The organism is Pedobacter cryoconitis (genome assembly GCF_014200605.1).
In the GTDB taxonomy this organism is placed as follows: domain Bacteria; phylum Bacteroidota; class Bacteroidia; order Sphingobacteriales; family Sphingobacteriaceae; genus Pedobacter; species Pedobacter cryoconitis_B.
Genome location: NZ_JACHCE010000013.1, coordinates 58262 through 78911, shown reverse-complemented (window position 1 = coordinate 78911; position 20650 = coordinate 58262). Strand labels below are relative to the sequence as shown.

At 37.7% G+C, this 20650-nt stretch carries 21 protein-coding genes; 10 read left to right on the top strand and 11 right to left on the bottom strand.

The genetic code is table 11. From position 1 onward, the window contains the following. Positions 1 to 95: 95 nt before the first annotated feature. A complete protein-coding gene (locus tag HDE68_RS25615) occupies positions 96 to 374 on the top strand; it encodes a hypothetical protein (RefSeq protein WP_183885452.1) in 279 nt (92 codons plus the stop codon). Here the strand turns inward: HDE68_RS25615 and HDE68_RS25610 are convergent. From HDE68_RS25610 to HDE68_RS25600, 3 genes are all read right to left on the bottom strand, one after another. After that, on the bottom strand, positions 371 to 1291 hold the full coding sequence (locus HDE68_RS25610) for a YihY/virulence factor BrkB family protein (protein ID WP_183885450.1): 921 nt from the start codon (positions 1289 to 1291) through the stop codon (positions 371 to 373). The genes HDE68_RS25615 and HDE68_RS25610 overlap by 4 nt on opposite strands. A gap of 354 nt (positions 1292 to 1645) precedes the next feature. Continuing rightward, a complete protein-coding gene (hppD, locus tag HDE68_RS25605; RefSeq protein WP_183885447.1) occupies positions 1646 to 2773 on the bottom strand; it encodes a 4-hydroxyphenylpyruvate dioxygenase in 1128 nt (375 codons plus the stop codon). A 46-nt stretch (positions 2774 to 2819) separates the two neighbouring features. Then, entirely contained in the window at positions 2820 to 3986 is a 1167-nt protein-coding gene (locus HDE68_RS25600; RefSeq protein WP_183885445.1) for a homogentisate 1,2-dioxygenase, read from the bottom strand. A 346-nt stretch (positions 3987 to 4332) separates the two neighbouring features. On the opposite strand from HDE68_RS25600, the gene HDE68_RS25595 reads away from it, so the two are divergent. Together HDE68_RS25595 and HDE68_RS25590 are read left to right on the top strand one after the other, a co-directional pair. Further along, positions 4333 to 5328 (top strand): fumarylacetoacetate hydrolase family protein, encoded by a 996-nt coding sequence (locus HDE68_RS25595; RefSeq protein ID WP_183885443.1) that lies wholly within the window; start codon positions 4333 to 4335, stop codon positions 5326 to 5328. Beyond that, the gene (locus HDE68_RS25590; protein ID WP_183885441.1) at positions 5328 to 6221 is read left to right on the top strand and encodes a flavin reductase family protein; all 894 of its coding nucleotides are present in this window, start codon (positions 5328 to 5330) and stop codon (positions 6219 to 6221) included. The genes HDE68_RS25595 and HDE68_RS25590 overlap by 1 nt, the downstream gene beginning before the upstream one ends. A 17-nt stretch (positions 6222 to 6238) precedes the next feature. Here HDE68_RS25590 and HDE68_RS25585 read toward each other — a convergent pair whose 3' ends face one another. From HDE68_RS25585 to HDE68_RS25560, 6 genes are all read right to left on the bottom strand, one after another. Beyond that, on the bottom strand, positions 6239 to 6742 hold the full coding sequence (locus HDE68_RS25585; protein ID WP_183885439.1) for a C40 family peptidase: 504 nt from the start codon (positions 6740 to 6742) through the stop codon (positions 6239 to 6241). A gap of 136 nt (positions 6743 to 6878) precedes the next feature. Next, positions 6879 to 7580 carry an SDR family oxidoreductase gene (locus tag HDE68_RS25580; protein WP_183885437.1) on the bottom strand — a complete coding sequence of 234 codons (702 nt, stop codon included), beginning with the start codon at positions 7578 to 7580 and terminating at the stop codon, positions 6879 to 6881. Position 7581: 1 nt separating this feature from the next. Next, positions 7582 to 9366 carry an aromatic amino acid hydroxylase gene (locus HDE68_RS25575; RefSeq protein ID WP_183885435.1) on the bottom strand — a complete coding sequence of 595 codons (1785 nt, stop codon included), beginning with the start codon at positions 9364 to 9366 and terminating at the stop codon, positions 7582 to 7584. Between the two features lie 85 nt (positions 9367 to 9451). After that, positions 9452 to 9931, bottom strand: a complete 480-nt coding sequence (locus tag HDE68_RS25570) for a GtrA family protein (protein ID WP_183885432.1) — start codon at positions 9929 to 9931, stop codon at positions 9452 to 9454. Positions 9932 to 10000: 69 nt separating this feature from the next. After that, a complete protein-coding gene (locus HDE68_RS25565) occupies positions 10001 to 10690 on the bottom strand; it encodes a CAP domain-containing protein (protein ID WP_183885430.1) in 690 nt (229 codons plus the stop codon). A gap of 138 nt (positions 10691 to 10828) precedes the next feature. Next, a complete protein-coding gene (locus HDE68_RS25560; RefSeq protein WP_183885428.1) occupies positions 10829 to 12316 on the bottom strand; it encodes a glycine--tRNA ligase in 1488 nt (495 codons plus the stop codon). A 108-nt stretch (positions 12317 to 12424) separates the two neighbouring features. Here HDE68_RS25560 and HDE68_RS25555 point away from each other — a divergent pair, with 108 nt between their 5' ends. The 3 genes from HDE68_RS25555 (at position 12425) to HDE68_RS25545 (ending at position 14567) form a co-directional block, all read left to right on the top strand. Next, a complete protein-coding gene (locus tag HDE68_RS25555; protein WP_183885426.1) occupies positions 12425 to 13132 on the top strand; it encodes an ATP-binding cassette domain-containing protein in 708 nt (235 codons plus the stop codon). Positions 13133 to 13221: 89 nt separating this feature from the next. Further along, positions 13222 to 13776 (top strand): outer membrane beta-barrel protein, encoded by a 555-nt coding sequence (locus HDE68_RS25550; RefSeq protein WP_183885424.1) that lies wholly within the window; start codon positions 13222 to 13224, stop codon positions 13774 to 13776. A gap of 236 nt (positions 13777 to 14012) precedes the next feature. Beyond that, positions 14013 to 14567, top strand: a complete 555-nt coding sequence (locus HDE68_RS25545; protein ID WP_183885422.1) for an outer membrane beta-barrel protein — start codon at positions 14013 to 14015, stop codon at positions 14565 to 14567. Positions 14568 to 14653: 86 nt separating this feature from the next. Here HDE68_RS25545 and HDE68_RS25540 read toward each other — a convergent pair whose 3' ends face one another. Beyond that, positions 14654 to 15262 (bottom strand): YdeI/OmpD-associated family protein, encoded by a 609-nt coding sequence (locus HDE68_RS25540; RefSeq protein WP_183885420.1) that lies wholly within the window; start codon positions 15260 to 15262, stop codon positions 14654 to 14656. Positions 15263 to 15383: 121 nt separating this feature from the next. On the opposite strand from HDE68_RS25540, the gene gldF reads away from it, so the two are divergent. The 4 genes from gldF to HDE68_RS25520 all read left to right on the top strand — a co-directional run bounded on the left by gldF (position 15384) and on the right by HDE68_RS25520 (position 19674). Further along, the gene (gene gldF, locus HDE68_RS25535; protein ID WP_183885418.1) at positions 15384 to 16112 is read left to right on the top strand and encodes a gliding motility-associated ABC transporter permease subunit GldF; all 729 of its coding nucleotides are present in this window, start codon (positions 15384 to 15386) and stop codon (positions 16110 to 16112) included. A gap of 8 nt (positions 16113 to 16120) precedes the next feature. After that, positions 16121 to 17779: a gliding motility-associated ABC transporter substrate-binding protein GldG gene (gene gldG, locus HDE68_RS25530; RefSeq protein ID WP_260171868.1), complete on the top strand. Its 1659-nt coding sequence runs from the start codon at positions 16121 to 16123 to the stop codon at positions 17777 to 17779. A 34-nt stretch (positions 17780 to 17813) separates the two neighbouring features. Beyond that, a complete protein-coding gene (gene dnaN, locus HDE68_RS25525) occupies positions 17814 to 18938 on the top strand; it encodes a DNA polymerase III subunit beta (protein WP_183885414.1) in 1125 nt (374 codons plus the stop codon). A gap of 76 nt (positions 18939 to 19014) precedes the next feature. Beyond that, entirely contained in the window at positions 19015 to 19674 is a 660-nt protein-coding gene (locus HDE68_RS25520) for a VTT domain-containing protein (protein WP_183885412.1), read from the top strand. Here the strand turns inward: HDE68_RS25520 and HDE68_RS25515 are convergent. Beyond that, on the bottom strand, positions 19671 to 20627 hold the full coding sequence (locus tag HDE68_RS25515; protein WP_183885410.1) for a zinc dependent phospholipase C family protein: 957 nt from the start codon (positions 20625 to 20627) through the stop codon (positions 19671 to 19673). The genes HDE68_RS25520 and HDE68_RS25515 overlap by 4 nt on opposite strands. Between the last annotated feature and the right edge of the window lie 23 nt (positions 20628 to 20650).

Below are 20650 nucleotides of genomic sequence, written 5' to 3'. Positions count from 1 at the left end.
AAATAATTTAAAGGGGTGATCCATATGGGTTTACCCCTTTATTTTTGGCTTTAAATTTGCTCTGCTAAACTTCCCAAACCTTAAACCCTGTAGCCATGAGTATCAAAGAGTTATTAATGAACGGAACAAGCTTTTTATTGCTAATGAAAGAGTATGCTATCGATATCGCCGATATTAAAATAAAGGACGAAGAGGTATTAGCTGTACAGTTTTTGCAACACCCCGAAGTCAGTAAAGAAAGTATTTGTATTGAAGGCAAAAATAAAGATGGGATAATTAATTTTTTTGGTACCCTTCATTATAACCTACTGAACAAATTAGCTGTATTTGAAATGCAGGGTTTTGAGCGTATTGCTATGCAGGAGCTAACTTAAGAGGGTTTCAGAATCTCTTTTATTTCGTAATTAAACGCGCCTTTAATAGGGCGTATAGGAGTTTCTTTGGCATCACTCAATACTTTTACAAAACAAGCTCCGAAATAAAATATAAAAGAAGAATAAAATACAAAAAGCATAATCAATACGATTGATCCGGATGCGCCATAGATGTTGCCTATGTTGCTCATAGGTAGTGCAATACGTAGAATGTATTTCCCCAGTGTAAAGAGTATTCCCGTTAGCAGACCACCCCTGATAGAAGATTTCCATGTTGGTCTTCCGCTGGTCAGAAATCTGAATAAAACACTGAACCAGGTAGTTACAATTGCAATAAATAAAAGCTGATTCAGGATAATTAAAAATACACGTCCAAACGTAGGAGCAGCTGTACTCAAATAAACATTTATAAAAGCCTGAAAACTATCAGTAAGCAGTCCTACAAAAAATAGTAAACCTGCTAATAAAATAATGACCATAGACCGGGCTCTTATTTTTAATTTAAATAGAAAACTGGTGTGATCTTTCATTCCGATAGACCAGATCTGATCCATAGAATTCTTAATCACGGCAAAAAGTGTAGTTGCTACAAAGAGGAAGAATATGAAGCTAAGTAAGGTCGCATACCATTGATGGTCCATTCCCCTGATATTTCTTAAGGTCTGCCTGATTTGTTGTGTGCTGCTGTCATCCAGAAGTGTACCAAGGCGCTCAAAGATTCTGTTTACTAAAGTTTTCCTGTCTATAAAGAAACCAAATAATCTGATTAGAATCAATAATATTGGTGGTAAAGCAAAATTGGCGAAAAAGGCAGTTGCTCCAGCCAGTCTTAGCGGGTCATTCTTTTGGAATAGTTTAAACGCTTTCCGGAAATGTATAGTAAAAATATGAACTCTCTGGATAGTATAATTAAACATGCCTCTCTAATTGCCGGTGAAGCCCGAAAGTACTTAATTTTTCTGAATGAAGGGGTAGAGAAGTGATTTTTACCAGGGAAATACCGTGGAAGACCCAAAGGCCATTCCACGAGTAATACCTGGTTTTTGTAAACAATTTAGCTAAACACACCACATAATTAACTAAACAACACACCATATAGTGATTACACTATATAAGTAACTTATATAAGACGACTGGAATTGAATAAACCCCTACGCGCTAATAAAGTTTTTGAAAAAAAGAAATGTGCTTATGTGATGGCATAGTATTTCTTACCCCCTCAGACAAGACGATACTGCCAAAACACAGCAGCACATTTCTTTTTTAATTTCTTATAGATTTCCTCTTAGTTCCTGTTCACGTTCTAAAGATTCAAACAATGCTTTGAAATTTCCTGCGCCAAAAGACTGTGCACCTTTTCGCTGGATAATCTCAAAAAATAAAGTTGGACGATCCTGAACGGGTTTAGTGAAAATCTGAAGTAAATAACCTTCTTCATCATAATCTACTAAAATACCTAATTCTTGTAATGGAGCAATATCTTCGTCGATTTTTCCGACACGTTCTAATAAAGTTTCATAATAAGCTTTAGGAGGTGCACTTAAAAATTCTACACCACGTGCTTTCATTTCTCTTACCGTTTTGATAATATCGTGTGTAGCTACAGCAATATGCTGAACACCCTCGCCATCATAAAACTCTAAATATTCTTCAATCTGTGATTTCTTTTTACCTTCAGCAGGCTCATTGATTGGAAATTTGACGTAACCATTTTTGTTGCTCATCACTTTACTCATTAAAGCAGAGTATTCAGTGTTGATCTGTTTATCATCAAAAGAAAGGATATTTTTAAAGCCCATAACATCTTCATACCACTTCACAGCTTCATTCATTCTGTTCCAGCCAACGTTTCCAACGCAGTGGTCAATATATAAAAGACCTGTGCTTCCTGGTTTATAACCACCTTCTACCGCGACATAACCAGGCATAAATGCACCTTTATAGTTTTTGCGTTCTACAAATAAATGAACAGTTTCACCATAAGTATAGATACCGGCTGTGCGAACTTCTCCAAACTCATCTGTTAGGGTTTTAGGCTCCTGATAGGAAATTGCACCACGTTTAATTGTTTCTTCATATGATTTATAAGCATCATCAACCCATAAAGCAAGGATTTTGACACCGTCACCATGTTTTCTGATATGCTCTGTAATTACACCTTCAGAATTCATTGGAGTCGTTAATACTAACCTGATTTTCCCTTGTTGCAATACATAGGAAGCTCTGTCTCTCAATCCTGTTTCAGGTCCTGCATACGCCACAGTTTCAAAGCCAAAGGCCGTTTTGTAAAAGTGTGCAGATTGTTTGGCGTTGCCTACATATAACTCAAGATGGTCTGTGCCATTAAGCGGCAGGAAATCACGCACTTCTGTGTCTTTTTCTACAACTAGTGTTTGCATGTTCTTATTTTTTATTTAATTAAAAATTATTTAGGTGTATTTTTTGTTATTCAATGTTGATCTGCCAGCTTTTATGATAATTTTCATCTTCAATAGCCAATGCATCTTCCGTAAGCATTAAAGGGCGGAAAGGATCGATCATTACAGCCAGTTCTTCTGTGCTTTCTTTACCAATTGATTTTTCTACCGTACCAGGGTGTGGCCCATGAGGAATTCCTCCGGGATGTAGTGTAATCTGGCCTTTAACAACACTTTTTCTGCTCATAAAATCACCGTCCACATAATACAGAACTTCATCGCTGTCTACATTGCTATGGTTATAGGGTGCAGGAATAGATAATGGGTGGTAATCAAATTTGCGGGGTACAAAAGAACAGATTACGAAATTGTGCCCCTCAAAGGTTTGATGTACGGGTGGCGGTTGATGAAGACGACCGGTAATTGGTTCGAAATCATGGATAGAGAATGCCCATGGATAATGAAATCCGTCCCAGCCTACAAAATCAAAAGGGTGTGTACCATAGGTATATGGGTACATTAATCCTTGTTTTTTGATCAGTACCTTGAAATCACCAAATTCATCGATAGTTTCCAGGTCGGCAGGTCTTCTGATATCGCGTTCACAATAAGGGGAATGTTCCATCAGCTGGCCATATTCATTTCTGTAACGTTTTGGCGACCGGATAGGGCTAAAGCTTTCAACAATAAATAAACGGTTTTTCTCATCATCAAATTCCAGTTGATAAATCGTACCGCGGGGCACTACCAGATAATCACCATAAGCGAAACGAATCTTTCCAAAACCTGTTTTTAAAGTACCCGAACCCTGGTGGATGAAAATAACTTCATCGGCCTGACTGTTTTTATAGAAATAGTCAGTCATAGATTTCCTGGGGGCGGCGAGAGATATATGTAAGTCGCTGTTAACCAGTACAGGTTTTCTGCTTTTTAGATAATCATCCTCAGGAGCGATATTGAAACCAATCAGGGAAGTATGTTTCAGATGTTTCTCCCTGGCAATTTTTGGCTCTACAGAGTAAGGTTCTCCAAGCGATTTAACAATAGTTGGAGGATGACAGTGATAGACAAGCGAATACAAGCTTGAAAATCCTTCAGTGGATACCAGTTCCTCTGCATAAAGTTCACCGTCTGGTTTTCTAAAAACAGTGTGTCTTTTAGGTGGAATGGTTCCTAAGGTATGATAAATAGGCATATCTATAGGTTCTAAATGGTTAAAATGTAGGATGGATAGAAAACGTGAGAACGTTTAATATACGAGGGCTTTAGAAAAAAGCTTAAATGGAATATTGTGCAAAAATGATCTTAGAGAGCATAGCATACCTGAACCCGGCCAGTACTTGGCTGGCAATACGATCCTGATATTTTAATTTGCGCTTTGTCATTGTTGCGAAGGCTAAATTAAGAATTATATTGTTAGGTATCAAATTTCTGCCATATATTCTATTGTCATTTATTTTGCTGGCTTTTATTCATTGTGCCCTAAATTCTCTAGCTTTGACCAGCTATATGATACATTGTGCTACCAAACATAAAACTATATGAAATTAGTATCCTACAAAACAGAAGACAGAGAACACCTTGGTGTTTTCATCAGTGGACATATCTATAATTTGAATTCATGCGATAAGCAGATACCAAATGATATGAACGGGTTTTTAAAAGATTCAGAAGTACTGATGGAGCGGGCATTGGCAATCGATGCTAAAATTAAGTCTGGAGAGATTGAGCCTAAAGAAGAAGCGTTTTATGAAGTTGTAGCCCCGGTACCGCACCCAAGTTCATGCAGAGACGGTTATGCTTTTCGTCAGCACGTTGCTGCAGCACGCAGAAACCGTAAGGCAGACATGATCCCTGAATTTGATCAGTATCCTATTTTCTATTTTACTAACCATAATGCTATCCAGGGCCCTGGAGAAATCGAGTGTATGCCTGACCATTTCCAGAAACTGGATTTTGAACTGGAAGTAGCAGTGGTAATTGGTAAAAAAGGAAGAAATATCAAAGCTGAAGAGGCTGATGCTTATATCGCAGGTTATATGATTATGAATGATATGAGTGCCAGAACATTGCAAATGGAAGAAATGCTGTTAAACCTGGGCCCTGCAAAAGGAAAAGATTTTTCTACAGTTATTGGACCATGGTTAGTGACCCCTGATGAACTGGAAGAATACAAAACAGCTCCTAAAGCTGGTCATATTGGAAATAGCTATAACCTGGAAATGACCTGTACTGTAAATGGGAAACAGGTTTCTGCAGGCAATACAGCAGATATGGACTGGACATTTGCAGAAATTATTGAACGTTGTGCTTATGGTGTGGATATTTTGCCAGGAGATGTAATCGGTTCAGGTACAGTAGGAACAGGATGTTTCCTGGAACTTAATGGTACTGGTTTATTGAATGATCCTGATTTTAAGCCACAATGGTTACAGGATGGTGATGTTGTGGAAATGGAAATTACGGGGCTTGGCCGTTTAAGCAATACAATCCGTAAAGTTGATACTGATTTCTCTATTTTAGCCCTTAAAAAATAATGCTGACAGTTAAAACTTCAGATTTGAGTCCGGCGCAACTGCAAAACTATTTGCAATATGCAGTTGCGCCAAGACCTATATGTTTTGCAACAACTATTGATAAAGAAGGCAACATCAATTTAAGCCCTTTCAGTTTTTTCAATATGTTCAGTACCAATCCGCCTCTTTGCATTTTCTCTCCGGCCAGAAGAGTACGTGATAATACAACTAAACACACCCTGGAGAATATTCTGGAGGTCAAAGAATGTGTAATTAATATTGTGAACTATCCAATGGTGCAGCAGACAAGTCTGGCCAGTACTGAATATGCTAAAGGAATAAATGAGTTTGAAAAAGCTGGTTTTACGATGCTTCCTTCACAATTGGTAAAACCACCACGGGTGGCAGAGGCACCAGTTCAGATGGAATGTATAGTGACCGAAGTAATCCACCTTGGAGATAACCCCGGCGCTGGAAACCTGATTCTTGCAGAGATAAAACTGATCCATATCAAAGAAGAAATTCTGGATGAAGAGGGGAAAATTGATCAGGCAAAAATAGATCTTGTTGCCCGTTTAGGTGGTGACTGGTATTGCCGGGTAACGGCTGATAATTTATTTAAGGTGGCAAAACCATTAACTACTCTTGGAATAGGCATTGATGCGCTGCCGCATGGTGTTAGAAATTCATATGTTTTAAGCGGTAATGATCTTGGAATGCTTGGAAATGTAGAGCAGGTCCCTGCTGAAGAGGAAATTGACTTAATCAGAAGTCATGCTGCTGTAAAAGAAGTTTTGGATGCTACGATTGGCGATGGCGTAAATCGTCAGCGTGAATTACATGAGCTGGCGAAAGAAATGCTGGGCAGGGGTGAAGTGCTTGATGCATTAAAAGTTGTATTGCTGGAAACTTAGATAATAAAATCTGGATATTAAAGAATACTTACAGCCCGCATTAACCGGCTTTTGTAATAAGGATTAAGTGTAGTAACTGTTACCCCATGTGCTTTTCCGGAAGTGGAGTGGATAAATTTAATTGTATCCCCTTCAATATCTGCAATAATGCCTACATGGCCAACGACACGTCTGCGGGGGTTGGTCCCTGTGAAAATAAGCACATCACCAACCTTTGCATTTTCCAGTTTAACAGGCGTACCCGCCTGATTAAATTCTGTAGAAGAGCGCGGTACATTAACTCCAAAGTTATGGAATACATAACTTACAAAACCAGAACAGTCGAAACCTATTGCAGGATTACTTGAAGCATATCTGTAAGGGATACCAATAAGTGTTTTAGCAAAACCTATCAATTGATCAGATGTTTTATTAGTAACTATCTTTTTAAGAAGTTCCTGATATTTAACAGGGACGGTCTGCGACTTGCCGGAAGCGGCAAAAAGAACTACGAAGCAGAATAATAATAAGCTTTTCTTCATATATCGTCTGCTAAGTTATTAAAATATTTTACAAAGCAATAAAAAAAGGCCTGCTACATTTCTGGCATTGGGACCCTCACAGCGCGAACATGCGCCAGAAATATAGCAGGCTGTTTTTTTATACTCTTAAAAATTTCTAGGGAGTAGTGACCGCTACAGGAATTATCTTGCCATTGAAAAACTTATGACCGGTCTTTGCAAAGTCCGCCACATATTTCCCCATTTCAAAAGCCATTACCGGAGATTGATATCCTGGAAATGCCTGCTCAAGCATTTCTGTTTGTGCCGAACCCAACGCAAGGCAATTTACTTTAATCCCGCTATCAGCTAATTCAAAAGCCAGACATTCGGTAAGTGTATGTAATGCTCCTTTACTGGAAGAATAAGCCGCAAGTCCGGGAAATTTAACGCTTCCCTGGAAACCGCCCATACTGCCAATATTTACAATATGGCTTCCGCTATGCATCAGCGGTAACAAGTTCTGAATCATATTGAAATGTCCCGTCACATTACTCTGAAACATTTCATTCAAATCGTTCGCAGAAGTCTCTAAAAATGGTTTATTGATTAAGGAACCTGCATTATTGATCAAAATATCGACAGTGCCCAGTCTTTCTTTTAAGAAAGGCACCAATGCAGCATAATCATCATTCACGATATCAAATTCAACTGGTAGCAAAGTACATTCCGGGTTGATTCCTCTCGCAATTTCTAATAATTTTCTAAGCTTATCGGCAGACCTGGCGATACATACTACCTTATTTTCAGTCTGTAAAGTAAATTCTAAAGCAGCCTCAAAGCCTATTCCGCTGCTGGCACCTGTTAATACAATATTCATGTTAATCTTCTTCTGTAATTAATTGTGTGACAGGGTTCTCAATCACATGCATTCCGTCATGGATCAGTTTCTTGTGCTGAGGTTCAACTAAAGCTTTTGCTTCCAGATAAGCCCTGATTTCCTGCTCAAGCCCGGGGTTAGTTCCCTTATAACGCACTATTTCCAATATTTCAAGCGCACAAAGCCAGTCGTGTGAATAGGACGTTTTCAAAGTTTTAAATAAAGCAGGTAATTCGTTTTCGTCACTTCCTTCCGCTCTGATTTTTCTTACGGTGCTGTAAATATGATGAAGCTGGGTTGTAGACTCATCATAAACAATCTTTTCAGTTTGCTTATCGCTGATATAAGTAATTTCCTCATAAGCTTCTTTATCTGCAGCGCCATTAAATACAGAGACAATACTGCTGCCTACGGCCATGTCATAAGTACCCCATTCTGGTTGAAAAAGAATATTTCCATTACTTTCTTTAACTGTACAATCTTCAAAAGCAATCAGGATCACATGATCCCCATGTTTGTAAACTGCCTTTACAGTACCGCTTACCTGAATCCCACTTTCAAAAATCAGTTCGGTAGTATTACCTTCTATGATACCAAAGGTATAAAGTTCCTCACTGCTAAAATTTTCCAATGCAGTACTGGTATTTTTTAGTTTACCTACCGGTGATGAAAAGCCGTCCTTATGATAAAGTTTACCATGTCCGTCCAATTGCCTGTCAGCAAAAGAAAGTGCGGAAGGCCCTGTAGTTTTGATAAAGGTAAGTTCACCAGAATCATTCTGGCCCATATCACTGAACACACCTGTTACCTGTAAACCAGAACTATACACTGCGGTTGCCGGATTTTTAGAGTCCATAGCTTTGCGGATACTTTCTGTTCCACCTTTTCTAAACGACATGGTATCTGCAAACTGTTCCAATACATCAATCAGATTTTGAAAGGTCTCAGTTACAAAAAGCTGTGGTTGTGTTTTAGTAATATCGTACGAATAGTTAATTGTATCTATCGTGTAAGGGATCTTTTTTACATTTTTACTCATGCAGCTTGAGCTTTCTCCAATAGAAGAAAGGAGCCCTGCACCATAGATTTTAGGATCATCAAGGCTGCCGATTAAACCGTATTCTACGGTCCACCAGTGTAATCTGCTGAGTAAGGCCATTTCGGAAGGTTCACCCATATTTGCTGAAATTTCCTTTAACTGTTCTTCAGCTTTAGTGATTTCAAATTCAGGAATATCAACTGCTTCCTTTAAAATAGATAAAGCACGTATGGCTTCATATAATTCAAAATCTTTGGCCGAAAACATGGCTTTAGCACCAATAGATCCGATATAACTCAGGTAACTATTGTAATCGGCATCTGCAATAATAGGCGCATGGCCAGCCGACTCATGGATAATATCCGGAGCTGGTGTATATTCAATATGATTAATCTGGCGTATATCGGCAGCAATTACCAGTACATGATAGGCCTGGTATTCCATGAATGCTGCAGGAGGGATAAATCCATCTACGGTAACCGCACCCCAGCCCAGTTTACCCAGATTGTCATTCATGGTTTGTAAATCCGGGATATATTCAATACTTAAACCCGCACGCTGTAAACCTTTGATATAAGGATAATAAGCAACATCTTTTAGATAACTGTAATTCTGACGCATTACATAACGCCAAACCGCCTGATCAACTGGTGTATATTTAGCGTAGTTCTGATCTACAATAAACTGCCTGAGATGCTTAGGGAGCTGAGCTACCCTGGGGTTGTTAAAGTCATTAAAATCGCTCATTGCCTTTGATATTTGTGTTTGTCTAAAGATAAGGGTGGGGCTACGATTTATCAAGAAAACCGTAATGCTTTTACTTCTAAATGATTTATTTTTTTACCTTGAAAGAAAAATGCTTCTGGCTAAAATAGCTGAAGATCGCAAGAATAGCTGTACAGATAATTTTAGCTATGGTTGGATACAGATGAAAGGTTTCTACTAATAATTTCAGCATGGCAAAATTGAGCAGAATATTAGTAGCTACAACAGTACCATAACGGAATAACTGAACCCTTCCTTTTAATTGTGATTGTGTAAATACGAGGTATTTATTCAGGGCAAAGCCAATGATAAATGTAATAACAGACTCAATAATCAGCGCAGCAACGGGAGCTGTGATCATTCCCGGAGGAAAGGGCAGGTCAACATGTTGCTGATGAAGAATATAGTTATAGACGATATAATAGACTATAATCCCTGTTGCGGCCGTTGTACCACCAGAAATAATATATCTGAAAGTATGGGGAGACACCCAACGTGAAAAAGGGGGGTAAAAAAAGTCTATAAATCTGAGTACGGCTTTACGCATGGGGTATTAGAAATCAATAAAGGGGGCAAGTTAGGAATTGATATCCGATATCGAAAATAACTGCTCAATTTAACGGGTAGCAGGAGCAGAGATAAAATCTATGACTGCACAATATTTATATCCGGGATGCGTGCTGATATTTACTCCAACAAGGCTTAAATTATAACTGGTACCCAAAATTGTTTTCCGGTGTCCGAGATCAGGCACATTTTTGTCCAGTAACAGCATGCATACATTGGCCAGTCCTTTAGAGAAGCCAAAAGCCAGGTTTTCTGATACAGCTCTTCCAGGATAGTATTTCCATACCCGGTCTGATACAGACCTTCCGTCACTTGAATTATGGCCGGCAAGGTTATGTTTTTTCATGTCTTTAGCATGTTGCTGAGAGATCCAGGTCAATGTTTCGTCCGGGCTGAATAAAGTCAGGCCTTTTATGCCTTTAAGATCTTGTTCAAGACCTCTGTAATATTTGTCTTTGCGATTTACCTTCAGTTCATTATAATTACTGTACTGTTGCATGTCTATGTTATAGGCATTTACGAAATCCTGAAAATAGGTGTTGAAGAATTTCTTTCCATCCGTACGTGCCAGATTCATATAGAATACAATTTTCTTTTCCTCTTCATTCAGGTAGCTCGTGTTTTTAGCGGTATTTGCATTTTCGAGTTCTTCGGATGTCCAGTTTTGAGCAGACGACTGTGCTTTTGTAGTGTTGATACTGAAAAAGAAGAGAAAGAATGCTATAGGGATGAATTTCATGTTTTGTTAACGTAAATGGAGCAGATTTAATACATCTGCTGTTAACAATAATGAGACCATCATTTTATAAGTTAAAAAAAACAGGCTGCATCATATATCATGATGCAGCCTGTTTTTAATTCTGTAATTATTATTCTGTTAAGATTGTCTCAACAGATTTTTCCAGCTTACTTTATTTGCAATTAGTTCTTCCAGGTCTTTGATATCAATTCTTTGTTGTTCCATGCTGTCACGGTGACGGATGGTTACAGTATCATCTTCTAAAGTCTGGTGATCAATAGTGATACAGAAAGGAGTACCAATCGCATCTTGTCTGCGGTAACGTTTTCCTATTGAATCTTTTTCTTCATAAACGACATTATAATCCAGTTTCAGATTATCCATGATCGTTTTTGCTTTCTCAGGTAAACCATCTTTTTTAGTTAATGGTAAAATAGCTGCTTTGATTGGAGCAAGGCAAGGGTGTAAATGAAGCACAATACGGCTATCAGTTTTTTCCCCTTCGCTCAGGTCCTGTTCTTCAAAAGCACCAATCATGGTCAATAAGAACATACGATCTAAACCAATAGAAGTTTCAATTACATAGGGGATATAGTTACCATATGGTTTACCTTCTTCATTCAGATCATTGTCGAAATATTGCATTTTCTTACCAGAGAATTCCTGGTGCTGTGTTAAATCGAAATCTGTACGGCTATGAATACCTTCAACTTCTTTGAAACCGAATGGGAATTCAAATTCAATATCAGTAGCTGCATTTGCATAGTGTGCAAGTTTAGCATGGTCATGATATTTATATTTTGCAGGATCTGTACCTAAAGCAGTGTGCCATTTAAGACGCGCTTCTTTCCAGTATTCAAACCACTTCATTTCTTCACCCGGACGTACAAAGAATTGCATTTCCATTTGTTCAAATTCACGCATACGCATGATAAACTGACGGGCAATTACCTCATTTCTGAAAGCTTTACCGATTTGTGCAATACCAAAAGGAATTTTCATTCTTCCTGATTTCTGAACATTCAGAAAGTTTACAAAAATACCCTGTGCAGTTTCGGGGCGTAAATAAACTTCTTCAGCACCTTCGGCCATTGCACCAAACTGTGTACTGAACATCAGATTAAACTGACGTACATCAGTCCAGTTTTTTGTTCCGCTTACGGGGCAGGCAATTTCATGTTCTTCAATAAGTACTTTTAGTTGTGGCAGGTTTTCAGCTTTAAGCGCATCATCCATATCAGCCTGTAACTTCGCTGCTTTATCTGTTTTGCCGTCTTTTTCATAACGGGCAATTTTATCTTCTAATAACTGGTCAGCACGGTAACGTTTGTTCGAATCTTTGTTATCGATCATCGGATCACTAAACCCGTCAACGTGACCACTGGCTTTCCATACTTTCGGATGCATAAAAATTGCAGAATCGATGCCTACAATGTTTTCATGCATCTGAACCATAGATTTCCACCAGTAAGTTTTGATGTTATTCTTTAGTTCAGCACCTAACTGACCATAATCATAAACGGCACTTAAGCCATCATAAATTTCGCTGCTTTGAAATACGAAACCATATTCCTTGGCGTGGGAGATCACATTTTTAAATTGTTCGTCGTTATTTGTTTTGGCCATAATACTGCAAATATAGAATTTGGAGGGTAATTTTAGCGTATATTAAATACGAATTATTACTTTTGAATTGATAGTTATCAGCTATCAATAACATTTAAAATTAGCCCATTGAGTATAAAGGTAGAAGGACTGTCAAAAATATATGGTCATCAAAAAGCAGTAGACAGTATCAGTTTCGAGGCCATGCCGGGTAAAATCCTTGGTTTCCTGGGACCAAATGGTGCTGGTAAATCTACCACCATGCGCATGCTGACGGGTTATTTACGTCCAACTTCCGGAAAATCAAGTTTAGGGGGATATGATACGCATCTTCAAAGTCTTGAAATGCGACGTATTTTGGGGTATTTACCAGAAAATACGCCATTATATACAGATATGTATGTCCGTGAATTTCTGGCTTTCGTTGCCAGTACTTATCAGTTATCTCAGCCGGAAATTAAAGTGAGGGAGGTTATTGAAAGAGTAGGGCTGGGTGAGGAGCAGCATAAAAAGATTGCTATGTTAAGTAAAGGATATAAACAACGTGTAGGATTAGCACAGGCTATTATCCATGATCCGCAGATTTTAATACTCGACGAGCCAACTACAGGTTTAGACCCCAATCAATTGTCAGATATCCGTGAACTGATTAAAAATCTGGGCAGTAATAAAACTGTAGTCCTTTCCACACATATTATGCAGGAGGTCGAAGCACTTTGTGATCAGGTTATAATTATCAATAAAGGAAAAATTGTAGCAGATTCATCATTGATTGATCTTAAAAAACAACATAAAACTGACTCTTTAGAAGATTTGTTCAGGATGTTAACTAATTGATAATTAGATCTTTGTGTAACTTATTTGGGTTTGGCAGACTTTTTGATTAAGCTATAGTGGATTATATCCATTAACTTAAATTAGAAATCATGAAAAGATTATTTTTACTAACAGCCATAGCAGGAATTTTTGCATTCTCAAACGTTTCAGCTCAGAAAAAAGACCCTGCTATGTCAGGACAGAAATTAGGTATAGGTGTTGATTTTGCTTTGCCTACAGGTGGTACAAATGATCTGTATAAATTAGGATTTGGTGGTTCATTGCAGTTTCAAACTCCAATTGCCCAGAGTCTGAATTTTACGGGTAGTGCGGGATATTTGAATTTCACAGGTAAAGAGCTTGTTGGAAACCTTAAATATCCTAAATATAACGCTATTCCCTTGAAAGCAGGATTAAGGTATTTCCTTGCAGAGAATTTTTACGTAGGCGGTGAATTGGGTGCTGCAATCGGAACTAGTGATGGCTCAAGAACTTCATTTATATATTCTCCAGGACTTGGTGTTGAATTCCCGGTTGCTGATAAATCAACTATCGAATTAGGTGCACGTTATGAAGGATGGTCAGGTGATAGAAAAGATAATTCACTAATTGTGCCGGTTAAAAGTTTTATTGGTTTGAGACTTGCATTTAACTTCGGTATATAAATTTAATACCTTAATTAGTAACATTAACATTCAAAAGCGTCTTAAATTAAAATTTAAGACGCTTTTTTGTGCAATAACTATTGACTGTTGAATTTAATATTTTATGAATAATCATGACGTATTTGGAAAACAGATTAAATTTAGATAATTTATAATTAATTTTATATTATTTTTAATTGCTTTTCAGGTGTTTTTTATTTAGCATTGCAATTATTTTAATATCTAAAAAGTTAATTATGAAAAAATTATTACTCTTAACGGCTATCGCCGGTGTTTTTGCATTCTCAAATGTATCTGCTCAAAATGTTAAAGGTCCAAAATTAGGTGTAGGAGCTGATTTTGCTATTCCAATGGGTAGCTTAAGCGATGGTTACAAGTTTGGTTTTGGCGGATCTCTATTATTCCAGACTCCAATTGCACCAAAATTAAATTTTACAGCTTCAGCTGGTTACTTAAATTTTGTAGGTAAAAATGATGTGCAATATATTTCATTCAATTCAAATGGAATTGTTATACAAACTGGGAAAAATCCTAACGCAGGAGCAGTTCCGGTAAAAGTTGGTGTGAGATATTTTATTGCTGATAAATTTTATGCAGGCGGTGAAGTAGGTGCTGCTTTCTTAACTGGTGATGGAGCTGCAACTGCTTTTGCATATTCACCAAATATTGGTTTTGAATTGCCACTTGCCAACAAAAATGCAATTGATTTAGGTGTAAAGTATGAAGGATGGTCAAAAGATTCCTCTATAGGATTTTTTGGTTTGAGAGTTGCCTATAATTTCGGATTATAAGCTCATGGTGTAATAAACTGCATCTAAAAAGAAAATGCCTTAAATTATATTTTAAGGCATTTTCTTTTTTGGGACTTATCAGAATGTCATTTTTCATATTTCCAGTTTCTGGATTTTCCTTCAATTATCCATTCTATTGCAGTGTCCATCCTTTTATTTCTGGTAGCCTCGGTTTTCGCGTCCTTAAACCATTCCAGGTAATCTTTCTTTTTGGCATAGCTGAACTTTTCAAAATTAATTCCGGCAGCAGGAACCGTAACCAATCTTTCTACAAAATCATCCGGAACTTGTAAGTCTGTTCGGGGTGCCGTTGTCTTTTTGGGTAATTTAACCCCTTCTTTATTTAGGATTACAGCATTTTGTATATAAGTGATCAAAACATCGTCACCAGGTAAATCTTCCACAGATTCCAATTTACCCAGATGACCCATCGCATGTTGCTTATCTTCTCCCACCAGGTGATGCAGATCAGGGAGCAGCGCCCCTTTCCAAAAACCAAAAGCACAATGGTTTTTAAAAGCAGCCATATGACATACAGGGCCTTTATAATCGAAATGAGGACAACCCCATTTTATCTTTTCTATGATTTCGGGGCATGCTTCATGGACCAGCATCCTGAGATGGTTTAATATTGGCTGTGCATAAACAGCGGCGTTATCAATATAAAGATCTATACGGTTATCTAATTTGCCCATAATATTATCCTTTAATAAATTTGGCTGTGTAATTCATACTAATTTAAGTAAAACCTGTTTAATCTCTTATACTTTTCCGTTCTCCTGATATTTACTAACTTCGGCATCATTATATTTTTTCATGTACGCAGTATTTAAACGCGAATTATTCAGTTTATTAAATTCATTAATGGCATACATCACGATTGGTGTATTCCTGCTGGTCTCCGGTTTACTTCTCTGGTTCTTTCCGGATACGTCTATTCTTGAGTATGGCTATGCTGAGCTGAATGGCTTTTTTAGTCTTACCCCATTTCTATTTATGTTCTTAATTCCTGCTATTACCATGCGTTCGTTCGCAGAAGAGCGCAGAGAAGGGACTTATATTTTGCTGGCCAGCAGGCCACTCACTGACTGGCAGATTATTCTTGCTAAATATTTTGCCTGTCTTACTCTGGTTTTCTTTGCGCTGGTCCCTACCTTATTATATTATTATTCTATCATACAGCTAGGTCTGCCTAAGGGTAATATTGACGGGGGAGCGGTTGCAGGCTCTTATGCTGGTTTGTTATTGTTAGGTGCAGCTTTTACTGCTATCGGTATTTTCGCTTCGTCCATTACAAAAAATCAAGTCATTGCTTTTGCAGTAGCCGTCTTATTCTCCTTTATTGTTTATAGCGGTTTTGATTCACTCGGGAAAATTTTCACATCCACCATATTTGAAGATGTGTTTGCCTGGTTAAGCATCAATGAACATTTTCAGTCCATGAGCAGGGGAGTACTTGATACACGTGATCTGATTTATTTTATCACCTTTATTTTATTATTCCTGGGAATAACCCGTATAGTGATAGGAGGGAGAAAATGGTAAATCAGAAAATGAAGATCTTTCTTTTTGCTATACTGCTGATTATCATGAATATCGCAGCCAGTTATTTTTATACCCGTTTTGATTTTACGAAAGATAAAAGATTCACGCTCCATCCAAAATCTAAAGCAGTTTTAGCTAAAGCCCATCAGCAGATTACAATTACAGTGTTTTTAGAAGGTGAACTTCCGGCGGCTTTCAAGCGTTTACAGAGGGCTGCGACAGATTTACTAAATGACTACAAAGCTAACTCTTCGGTGAAAATAAAAGTTGTCTTTACTGATCCTATCAGTGGACTGGCACAGCAGGAGCAGGATACAGTTTTAAATAATTTGTACAGAATAGGTATCGAGCCAACTAATCTGAATATTAAAAACGACGCAGGATTTACGCAAAAAACGATCTTCCCAATGGCTATTGTACAAGCCGGAGAGAGACAGATTGCAGTTAAGCTGCTTCAAAATCTGGATGCAGGGGGAAATTATGAAGACAACATTAATAATTCTATTCAGAATCTTGAATACGTCTTTACTTCTGCAATTAAAAAGGTAAGTACAGGAGAGAATCCACGTATAGGCTTTACAGAGGGTAATGGAGAACCTTCGGACTTGTTTTTGAGTGACGCGATGAAATCATTGTCCGATAGTTATGAAGTTGGGCGTGTAGATTTAAACCAGATCAGCAAACAAGGATTGGATAAGCTCAAAATTCTTTTCATTGCTAAACCTCAGCATGAGTTTTCGGAAGCTGTAAAGTATAAGATTAACTATTTTGTGATGAATGGTGGCAGAGTGGTCTGGAGTATTGACCAGGTGAGTGCCAGTCTTGATAGTTTACAGGGTAAAGGGGAGCAGCTGGCTTTTAATAACAAGCTGAATCTGGACGATATGCTGTTTATGTATGGTGCAAGGGTAAATTATAACCTGGTGGCAGATTTAAATTGTGCAGAAATTCCAGTGGCGATGAATGGTGGTTCACAGCGGGATATTCAAATGGCCCCATGGATTTACTATCCTGTGCTGATTCCGGATGCCTCAAACAATATGGTGAGGAATATTGATGGCGTGAAAACGGAGTTCTTAAGTACTGTAGACACTATTGGGGTAAAAGGCGTACGCAAAACTACCATTCTTCGTACTTCTCCATATCATCTCGTTTACAATACGCCAAAGCTTTTATCTTTAGGAATTGTTGCCGAAGCGCCAGATCAGAAATTATACTCAAATACCCCGCAAAATGCTGCTGTATTACTTGAAGGGGTATTCCCTTCAGTATTTGCAAACCGTGCAGTTCCGGCAGGTATTACTGAAAACTATAGTGTTACAGGACAAAGTAAAAAGACTAAAATGATCGTTATTGGTGATGGCGACATTTTTCTTAACCAGGTAAGCAGTCGTGATGGCTCTGTTTTTCCGCTTGGTTTTGACAGATATACCCAGAGAAATTTTGGAAATAAAGCTTTTCTGCTAAATGTTGCAGATTATTTATCAAGCGACGATAATTTGATTGAATTAAGGAATAAAGAGGTTAAGGTCAGGCTTCTGGATAAACAGCTTTTAAGACAATCAAAAACTAAATGGCAGTTTATTAACCTTATATTGCCATTATTACTGTTAATATCGTTCGCAATTTTTCAACATTATTACCGCAAGTATAAGTATGCAAGGTAATTTTTATATTTTTGAGAACTGACATAATCATATTATGAGATTTATTGTATCCACATCAACGCTATTAAAACATTTACAAACGGTTAATGGTGCTTCAAGCAGCAGTACTGTTTTGCCGATACTGGAAAATTTCCTTTTCGAGATTAAAGACGGAAGTTTAACGATTTCCGCTACAGATTTGCAGACAAGCATGACTACTTCTTTACCTGTTGAATCAAAAGAAGGTGGAAAAGTTGCTGTACCTTCAAGAATCCTATTAGATACTTTGAAAACACTTCCTGATCAGCCTATTTCTTTCAATATTGATGATGCTACATTTTCAATCGAAATTAGCGCTGGTGATGGAAAGTATAAACTGAGTGGCGAAAACGGAGATGACTTCCCTAAAATCCCGGTAGTAGAAAATGCTTCGTCGGTAAACCTTCCGGCTTCAGTTTTAACAGAGGCAATTACTAAAACTATTTTTGCTGTAAGCAGCGACGAACTTCGTCCGGCAATGACAGGTGTTTTTTGCCAGTTATCTGATCAGTTTATCACATTTGTAGCTACTGATGCTCACAAATTGGTAAGATACAGACGTATGGATAGCAAAGCAGATAAAACAGCTTCATTCATCCTGCCAAAAAAAGCATTGACTTTATTAAAAGCAGCGTTACCTTCAACAGATATTAATGTATCAGTTGATTATAATGCAACCAGTGCATTCTTCAAATTTGAGAACATTAACCTGGTATGCCGTTTAATCGATGAGCGCTATCCTGATTATGAAGCAGTAATTCCTGCTAATAATCCTAATAAATTAATTATTGACAGGGCTTTATTCCTGAACACTTTGCGCCGTGTGGTTATTTTTGCTAATAAAACAACGCACCAGGTAAGATTAAAAATCAACGGAAGTGAATTAAATATCTCTTCTGAAGATCTTGACTTTGCAAATGAGGCGCATGAGCGTTTAAGCTGTCAATATGAAGGTGAAGACCTGGAGATTGGTTTTAATGCACGTTTCCTGATTGAAATGTTAAGTAACCTTTCTGGTGAAGAAGTGACTTTAGAACTTTCTACACCTAACCGTGCTGGTTTACTGATCCCTCAGACCAATGACGAAAACGAAGATGTCCTGATGCTGGTTATGCCGGTTATGCTGAACAACTATAATTAATTTTATATATAAATATACCTGAACGTCATTATACGCGAAAATAAACACGCTATAATGACGTTTGCTATGTAACAATATGGACATCATCAATCAGCTGATACAGTTTATTCTGCACACAGATGTAGAATTGGTTAAGCTGGTAAGTAATTACCAGACCTGGACCTATCTTATTTTATTCATCATTATTTTTGCTGAAACCGGATTCGTGGTCACTCCTTTTTTACCAGGAGATTCTATGCTATTCGCAGTAGGGGCACTGATTGCTAAAGGAAATACTGGTCTGGATATCTGGATTATGTTTTTGCTTTTATCAATTGCAGCTATATTAGGTAATAGCTTAAATTATCGTTTAGGAAGCTTCTTTGGTGTAAAGGTTTTTAAAGAAGGTAACAAAATCTTAAAACTTGAATATTATAATAAATCCCATATGTTTTTTGAAAAACATGGTGGTAAGGCGATTATTTTCAGTCGTTTCCTGCCAATTTTCAGAACTATTGCTCCTTTTGTTGCTGGTGTCGCTAAGATGCCATTTGGCAGATTTACTTATTACAATATCATAGGAGGATTAGGATGGATTGCAAGTTTACTATTTGCTGGATTCCTGCTTGGGCAGATCCCGGTAGTAAGAGATAACTTCTCTATTGTAATTATATTTATTGCGGTAGTAACCTTTGCTCCGGTTATTTTTGCAGCGGTAAAATCGAGATTCAAATCTAAAGAAATCATAGAGAACTAGTTTTCTCTGCCAATAATCTTTCCGGAGCTGAACTTCTTGTTCAGCTCTGTTATTTCTTTCTTTTCTGCCATATCCGGCAATACTTTAATCATCTTTTCGAGTTCTGGTTGTCCTGCATCAATCCAGGCTGAATACCAGAAAGACCCGGTAGCCAGGACAGAGGCACACATTTGTTGTTCTACCATTTTATTCATCCTGTTGTGATAAGCAAGCGCGTATGCTAAAGCGTACTGTCTGATGACCTGCTTATTTCTTTTTGAATAACTGTATTTTCGATAGGCCGGAAAGTTTCGGTTTAAATTGGATTCTATAATTAAAACACTATCAACAAGCTGATGGGTATAACTGATAATCTTCCAGGCCGCTTTTAACGGATCATCCACATAAACAGCCTTCCCTACCAGAAAACTATATTTTTCTGAAAATAATTCTGGCAACCGGCTTTCCCAGAAGGCATGGATACCATGTTGATTACTGAGTTGACCGTTATGGTTTTCAGTGGTATGCAAAGGAACATGCGCGTCTGCAAGATAATGGCCCAGGGAAGCAGAATGAATAAGGATTTTCAAAGAATCCTTTGTTTTAAAAGCATTGACCAATTGGTAATAAGTGCGTTGAATCTGCCAGGGTAATATGCCGTTTTTGGCCAGTTTCTGAGACCCGTATTTTTTTACAGCATCATTCCATTTTCTGGGGATACTGTCAATTTCTACTTCATAAACTTCTACATCCAGATAATGTCTTGGCGCCTCTGAAGTATCTGCATAACGCCTTTTATCTGCATCTGTAGCATGATCTGCCAGATATAATATATTGGACTTATAAAACCTGCTCATCCCTGAGGGAAGGATAAATACAGCGAGCCGGTTAATGCGGATATGGGCAAAAAATCCCCAGGAACTGATTAGTAAGGTAACCGACAAAAAAAATACGAAAATGAAAGGTCTTTTCATTTTCGTAAAATTAATTCTAATCC

Coding starts and splice junctions, on each gene's coding strand:
- HDE68_RS25615 (WP_183885452.1), top strand. CDS start 96: ATGAGTATCAAAGAGTTATTAATGAACGGAACAAGCTTTTTATTGCTA.
- HDE68_RS25610 (WP_183885450.1), bottom strand. CDS start 1,291: ATGTTTAATTATACTATCCAGAGAGTTCATATTTTTACTATACATTTC.
- hppD (WP_183885447.1), bottom strand. CDS start 2,773: ATGCAAACACTAGTTGTAGAAAAAGACACAGAAGTGCGTGATTTCCTG.
- HDE68_RS25600 (WP_183885445.1), bottom strand. CDS start 3,986: ATGCCTATTTATCATACCTTAGGAACCATTCCACCTAAAAGACACACT.
- HDE68_RS25595 (WP_183885443.1), top strand. CDS start 4,333: ATGAAATTAGTATCCTACAAAACAGAAGACAGAGAACACCTTGGTGTT.
- HDE68_RS25590 (WP_183885441.1), top strand. CDS start 5,328: ATGCTGACAGTTAAAACTTCAGATTTGAGTCCGGCGCAACTGCAAAAC.
- HDE68_RS25585 (WP_183885439.1), bottom strand. CDS start 6,742: ATGAAGAAAAGCTTATTATTATTCTGCTTCGTAGTTCTTTTTGCCGCT.
- HDE68_RS25580 (WP_183885437.1), bottom strand. CDS start 7,580: ATGAATATTGTATTAACAGGTGCCAGCAGCGGAATAGGCTTTGAGGCT.
- HDE68_RS25575 (WP_183885435.1), bottom strand. CDS start 9,366: ATGAGCGATTTTAATGACTTTAACAACCCCAGGGTAGCTCAGCTCCCT.
- HDE68_RS25570 (WP_183885432.1), bottom strand. CDS start 9,931: ATGCGTAAAGCCGTACTCAGATTTATAGACTTTTTTTACCCCCCTTTT.
- HDE68_RS25565 (WP_183885430.1), bottom strand. CDS start 10,690: ATGAAATTCATCCCTATAGCATTCTTTCTCTTCTTTTTCAGTATCAAC.
- HDE68_RS25560 (WP_183885428.1), bottom strand. CDS start 12,316: ATGGCCAAAACAAATAACGACGAACAATTTAAAAATGTGATCTCCCAC.
- HDE68_RS25550 (WP_183885424.1), top strand. CDS start 13,222: ATGAAAAGATTATTTTTACTAACAGCCATAGCAGGAATTTTTGCATTC.
- HDE68_RS25545 (WP_183885422.1), top strand. CDS start 14,013: ATGAAAAAATTATTACTCTTAACGGCTATCGCCGGTGTTTTTGCATTC.
- HDE68_RS25540 (WP_183885420.1), bottom strand. CDS start 15,262: ATGGGCAAATTAGATAACCGTATAGATCTTTATATTGATAACGCCGCT.
- gldF (WP_183885418.1), top strand. CDS start 15,384: ATGTACGCAGTATTTAAACGCGAATTATTCAGTTTATTAAATTCATTA.
- gldG (WP_260171868.1), top strand. CDS start 16,121: ATGAAGATCTTTCTTTTTGCTATACTGCTGATTATCATGAATATCGCA.
- dnaN (WP_183885414.1), top strand. CDS start 17,814: ATGAGATTTATTGTATCCACATCAACGCTATTAAAACATTTACAAACG.
- HDE68_RS25520 (WP_183885412.1), top strand. CDS start 19,015: ATGGACATCATCAATCAGCTGATACAGTTTATTCTGCACACAGATGTA.
- HDE68_RS25515 (WP_183885410.1), bottom strand. CDS start 20,627: ATGAAAAGACCTTTCATTTTCGTATTTTTTTTGTCGGTTACCTTACTA.